At 28.4% G+C, this 5,863-nt stretch carries 5 protein-coding genes and 3 pseudogenes; 2 read left to right on the top strand and 6 right to left on the bottom strand.

The features are described from left to right. The 4 genes and pseudogenes from AB1Z17_RS05745 to AB1Z17_RS05730 all read right to left on the bottom strand — a co-directional run. Positions 1-110 (bottom strand): annotated as a pseudogene (locus AB1Z17_RS05745) (TRAP transporter large permease subunit); the annotation flags it as partial. A 51-nt stretch (positions 111-161) separates the two neighbouring features. Then, positions 162-230: pseudogene (locus AB1Z17_RS05740) on the bottom strand (glucuronate isomerase); the annotation flags it as partial. 27 nt (positions 231-257) lie between these two features. Beyond that, on the bottom strand, positions 258-1,433 hold the full coding sequence (uxuA, locus tag AB1Z17_RS05735) for a mannonate dehydratase (RefSeq protein WP_368050841.1): 1,176 nt from the start codon (positions 1,431-1,433) through the stop codon (positions 258-260). 11 nt (positions 1,434-1,444) lie between these two features. Beyond that, the gene (locus AB1Z17_RS05730; protein ID WP_368050840.1) at positions 1,445-2,260 is read right to left on the bottom strand and encodes an SDR family NAD(P)-dependent oxidoreductase; all 816 of its coding nucleotides are present in this window, start codon (positions 2,258-2,260) and stop codon (positions 1,445-1,447) included. Between the two features lie 173 nt (positions 2,261-2,433). Here AB1Z17_RS05730 and AB1Z17_RS05725 point away from each other — a divergent pair, with 173 nt between their 5' ends. Beyond that, positions 2,434-3,513 carry a substrate-binding domain-containing protein gene (locus AB1Z17_RS05725; RefSeq protein WP_368050839.1) on the top strand — a complete coding sequence of 360 codons (1,080 nt, stop codon included), beginning with the start codon at positions 2,434-2,436 and terminating at the stop codon, positions 3,511-3,513. A gap of 41 nt (positions 3,514-3,554) precedes the next feature. On the opposite strand, the gene AB1Z17_RS05720 is transcribed toward AB1Z17_RS05725, so the two are convergent. Continuing rightward, the gene (locus tag AB1Z17_RS05720) at positions 3,555-4,571 is read right to left on the bottom strand and encodes a UDP-glucose--hexose-1-phosphate uridylyltransferase (protein ID WP_368050838.1); all 1,017 of its coding nucleotides are present in this window, start codon (positions 4,569-4,571) and stop codon (positions 3,555-3,557) included. Between the two features lie 375 nt (positions 4,572-4,946). Next, positions 4,947-5,258 (bottom strand): isoamylase early set domain-containing protein, encoded by a 312-nt coding sequence (locus tag AB1Z17_RS05715; RefSeq protein WP_368050837.1) that lies wholly within the window; start codon positions 5,256-5,258, stop codon positions 4,947-4,949. Positions 5,259-5,610: 352 nt separating this feature from the next. On the opposite strand from AB1Z17_RS05715, the pseudogene AB1Z17_RS05710 reads away from it, so the two are divergent. After that, positions 5,611-5,863, top strand: a pseudogene (locus AB1Z17_RS05710) (acetyl-CoA carboxylase biotin carboxyl carrier protein subunit); the annotation flags it as partial.

The raw sequence follows: 5,863 nt of genomic DNA, 5'->3' as shown, positions 1-5,863 counted from the left end.
ATACATAAATTCAACACAATAACAATTCCAAAATGAACTGGATCCATTCCTAATGTAGTTACAACTGGAAGAAAAATAGGTGTAAATATTAAAACTGCAGGGGTTTTGTCCGCTAATATGGAGTTTGCCTTTTTATAAATTTTTGTAGCATTACTTGGTTGTAACACTTCATCTATATTAAAATAACGCTTCAATTCTACATGTGTCCAATGAAACAGTGGGTTTCTCAATGTTTTTGGAACGGTTTTAGCCCATTTTTATAAACTTTTTGAAATCCCTAATTCCAGTCCTCTTAATTCTGCTAAACCACGTAACCTTCCAATTCCAGAATAACCAGGATTGGTTTTTTTATGTAAATCGTCTAACATTTGATGTCCGTGATCTGGGCGCATTGGAATTAAAGCGTCTTTCATTCCTAAAGAAATTCTTCTTTTTTGTTCAAGCAACACTTCTTTTACAACGCTGTACATATCCACATCGCCTTCTAAATGATTTGCTTCATGGAAATTTCCTTCAGCATCTCTTTGGGTACTTCTTAAATGTAAAAAATGAACTCTGTCTGCAAAATGTTTAAATATTTGCACCAAATTATTATCGGCTCTAACACCTAAAGAACCTGTGCAAAATGTAATTCCGTTTGCTCTATTTGGCACTTGCTTAAATAAATAAGCATAATCTGCTTCGGTACTTACCACTCTTGGTAATCCTAAAATTGGAATTGGAGGATCGTCTGGATGAATACACATAAGCACTTCGTTTTGAGCAGCCACTGGTATAATTTCTTTTAAAAATGAAACCAAATTCTCTTTTAATTTTTGCGCATCAATTTCAGCATACGTATTTAATATTTGTTGAAATTGCTCTAATGTATAGCCTTCTTCTGCTCCTGGTAAACCTGCAATAATATTATTAATTAATACCTTTTTTTGTTCTTCTGAAAGATTTTCAACATAAGATTTTGCTTTTACTTGTTGCACTTCTGAATAATTATTTTCAGCTCCTGGTCTTTTTAATAAATACAATTCAAAAGCTGCAAAAGCTGTTACATCAAAACGCAATGCTTTTGAACCGTCTGCCACTTCATAATCTAACGAAGTTCTTGTCCAATCCAATACTGGCATAAAGTTATAACAAACGATGTTTATTCCACAAGTTGCTAAATTTAGAATGCTTTTTTTGTAATTCTCAATATATTGCTGAAAATTTCCAGAACGTGTTTTTATATTTTCATGCACTGGAATACTTTCCACAACACTCCAATTTAATCCTGCATTTTCAATTACAGCTTTTCGTTCTTTAATAGCTTCAACACTCCAAACTTCTCCATTCGGTATTTGATGCAAAGCTGAAACAATTCCTGTTGCTCCTGCTTGTCTTATATCTGCTAATTTTACGGGATCATTTGGCCCGTACCATCTCCAAGTTTGTTCCATAATTATATTTTTTAAACGCCGCTAAATGCACTAAATCCGCCATCAATTGGTACTACAATTCCCGTTACAAATTTGGATGCATCTGAACATAAATAATGAATAGATCCATTTAATTCTTCAGTTTCACCAAAACGTTTCATTGGTGTATTTCTAATAATTGCATTGCCTCTATCTGTATAAGCTCCCGTTTCTTTATTAATTAGCAAATCTCTATTTTGATTTCCTATAAAAAATCCTGGAGCAATAGCATTTACGCGCAATCCTTCTCCAAATTTAGTTGCCATTTCAACAGCCATCCATTTTGTAAAATTATCAATTGCAGCTTTTGAAGCCGAATAACCAACAACTCTTGTAATGGCACTTTGCGCTGTCATAGAAGAAATATTGATAATAATTCCTTGTTTATTTTTCACCATTTCTTTACCAAAAACCAAGGCTGGTAATATGCTTCCAAAAAGATTTAAATCAACCACTTTTTTAAAATGATCAATATTTACCTCAAAAATAGTTTGGTTTTCTCCAATAGTTGCGCCAGGCATATTTCCTCCAGCAGCATTAATTAACACATCAATTTTTCTATATTTAAAAATAATTTCATCTGAAATTTCTTTTAAACTATCTTCATCCATTACATTACAAACAAAACCCACTACTTTTTCGCTCACTTTTTTCAGATTAATTATTGCAGCATCTATAATTTCTTGTTTATAATCTAAAATAATAACTGTAGCTCCATTTTCTAATAAATAAGAAGCCATTTGACCTCCTAAAACTCCACCTCCACCTGTAATTAATATAACTTTGTGATCTATTTTAAATAAATTCATATTTTATATATTTAATTTTTTTAATTCTATTTTTTCTTTAGCAAACTTTTTTCTTTGGTCTTCTAACTTCTAAAATCTATTTTCGTGTGCGCACACAAAACTAGTAATTATATTTAATTTTGGGGGTATTATTAATTTAATTTTTTAATATTTGTATTGATTTTGAATAAATTATGATTACAATAAAAGAAATTGCAGAGATTGCGAATGTTTCAGTTGGAACTGTTGATAGAGTTATTCATGGAAGAGATGGTGTTTCGGAAAAAACAAGGGAAAGAGTTCAAAAAATTTTAGAAGAAAATAATTTTAAAATTAATATTCTTGCCAGATCGCTAGCAATGAAAAAAAAGTATAATTTATCAGTATTAATACCTGATTTTGATGCGGATAACTTATTTTGGAAATCACCATTATTAGGTATTTCAAAAGCTGCTGAAGAAGTGTTAAGCTTTGGAATTGAAGTGAATAAATTCACTTTTAATCAACTAGATAAGAAATCATACTTAGAAAATTTTCAGAAATTAATTGATGGTAATCCTGATGCTGTAATACTTACTCCTCTCTTTTTAAATGAGACTAAAATAATGGTGGATTTACTAGAAAAAAGAGAGATTCCATATATTTTCTTAAATATTGAAATGAACGGATTTAAGAATATTTCATTTATTGGTCAGGATTCTTATAAAGGAGGCTATTTATCAGGAAAATTAATGCATTTATGTACAGGAAAAGATGCTACGTACTTAATTACAGATATTGAATCTAAGCTTTACAATAATAACGTAATAGAAGGTAGAATAAGAGGGTTTAACTCCTATTTTAATAAGAATAACATTCCTTTTAATTCCGTGTCATTAAATTTTGAAGATTTAACAAATCTTGAATTGGTAAAACAACAATTAACAGCAATTTTTGAAATTCATACAAATATAACGGGTATTTTGGTTCCTTCGAGTAGGATTTCAACAATTTCTAATTGTATTGATTCAGAAAAATTAAAAAATTTAAGGTTAATTGGATTTGACACAACAGCGCAAAATGTTGCTTATTTAAAGAATGATAAAATTACCTTTTTAATTTCTCAAAAATCATTTAATCAAGGGTTTAAATCAGTTAAAATAATGACTGATTATTTAATTCAGAATACGATTCCACAACAAAAAATATATTCCCCACTTGAAATAATTACGAAAGAAAATTTAGAATTTAGTCAACAAGACAAATGGCATTATCTTGAAGCAAAAAATTCTTAAAACAAAAGCTTTTTAAAAATACAAAAACTTATTACATGTTTTTAAAGTTCTCGTAATCTTGCTGCAGCAATTTCAGCTGTAATATCTCTTTGTGGTGAGCCAAACATTTCGTACCCAACCATAAACTTTTTAACGGTTGCACTTCTAAGCAACGGTGGATAAAAACTCATATGCCAATGCCAATGACTGTTGTCTTTATTATTTGTTGGAGCTTGGTGTATTCCGCTAGAATATGGAAAAGAGCAGTTAAATAATGTATCATATGCTTTTGTTAATACAGAAATAGCTTCTGCAAATTGTTTTCCTTCTTCTTTGGTTAAACAACTAATATCTTGTTGTGCTTTTTTAGGTAAAATCATTGCTTCAAAAGGCCAAACTGCCCAAAATGGAACTAAAATCACAAAAGTATCATTTTCAAAAATAATTCGTTCTTTAAGCGCGAGTTCTTGTTTTACATAATCTTCTAAAATTGACTGGTTATTATTTTTAAAATACTCTAATTGCTTTTTATCTTTTTTAAATACTTCATTTGGCAAAGAAGACTGACTCCAAATTTGTCCGTGCGGATGCGGATTACTACACCCCATTACAGCACCTTTATTCTCAAAAATTTGAACGTAATTAATATTTTCTTGTTTTCCAAGAAGTTCATATTCCTGTTTCCATGTTTCAACTACTTTTTCAATAGCTTCAGTTGACATTTCAGCTAAACTTTTTGAATGATCTGGACTAAAACAAATTACTTTACAAATCCCTGTTTCACTTTCTGCTCGCAATAACCCGTTATTTATACTAAACGATTTAGAATTTTTTTGAAGTGCGGCAAAATCGTTGGTAAAAACAAAAGCACCTTTATAATCTGGATTTACTTGGCCGTTAATTCGTGTATTTCCAGCACATAAATAACAGTTTTCATCGTGCGATGGACGTTCCTCCTTATTTAAAGCCTCATTTTGCCCCTGCCAAGGTCGTTTAGCTCTATGCGGAGAAACCAATACCCATTCCCCAGTTAAAATATTATACCTTTTATGCGAGTAGTCTTGTAAATCTGTATTCATTTTAAATTTTTTATTTTCGAAAATATTAAATGTATAAAATACATTTAAAGTAATCTGCACAAATATAAATTATTTATTTTATATAAATAATTAATTGTGGTGATTAATCAATACAGAAAAATAAAAAAAACTATAAAGTAATTATAATTAAAAATTGTAAAAGCCTGAACTTAAATGTAGTAATATATTTTTTAAAAAAAATTAATCAAATATGATAAAAGTCATAGAAAATACTCATATTTAAATTTACTTTTGATCCATATTTCATTACTTAGTTGAAATAAGTAATGTTTTTGATTTTTTTAGTTAGTAGTAAAAAAAAGAGAATTTGGCTTCAAATTCTCTTTTTTTATGTTATTCAATTCCAAAAAGGATCTATAGTGTTACCACCGAATTTTCTTCAGCACCTAATCCACTATTTACATAGTTATCAGCACTATCGTCATTTACCCATTTTTCACCATCTAATAGATATTTAAATTGGAATTCTTGCGCTGATGGCAAATCAATCGTAACTTTAAAAGAACCGTTTTTTAATTTTTTCATTATAATTGGTTCCGCAGTATTCCAATTATTAAATTCTCCTAATAATTCAACTTTTTCAGCTCCTAAAGCAGCTTCTTTATCCATTGAAAAAGTAACTTTACAAACTGGTTTACTTTTTAAATATTGTTTCTTTAAACTCATAATAATTTTATATTTAATATGTTACTACAAATATAACTTAGATTTAAAAGTATTAATACAACTCATTTTTCATATTTATATGGTATATTAACTACTAATTCGTTTTAGTAAAAAAAATATCAATATCACACACTTACACCTTCTTAACATTTTTAAAATTATGTTAAACATATAATTATCAAATAATTAAAATTCATTTCTTTTAAAGTTTAAAATTCTTAATAACCATCTATTGTAAAAATTGGATAAAAAATACAGTTAAACTGATTTAAGTCATCATTTTTTTAAATAAAATTATAAAACTTTACAGTAACAGAATTAATTTAAACCATTTAAAGTTATCTAAACCATTATGGAAAAGGATTTTAAAGTGAAAATTAATGAATCTTTTGAATTTAATTTAAAAGGTTCTGATATCAAAAAATTAGACCTCTTAAAGCTATCCGACACAAAATTTCACGTTCTCAACAAAAACAAAACTTTTAATGTGAAACTTAATAAATCAAATCCTTCAAAAAAAGAATTTGTAATTAAGGTAAACTCAAACAACTACACTGTAAAAATTGAAAACCAATTAGACCTGTTAATCAAAGAAATGGGGTTTT

The sequence above is a fragment of the Lutibacter sp. genome (assembly GCF_040883305.1).
In the GTDB taxonomy this organism is placed as follows: domain Bacteria; phylum Bacteroidota; class Bacteroidia; order Flavobacteriales; family Flavobacteriaceae; genus Lutibacter.
Note: the sequence above shows the minus strand (reverse complement) of the source record. Positions and strands in the feature narration are given on the sequence as shown.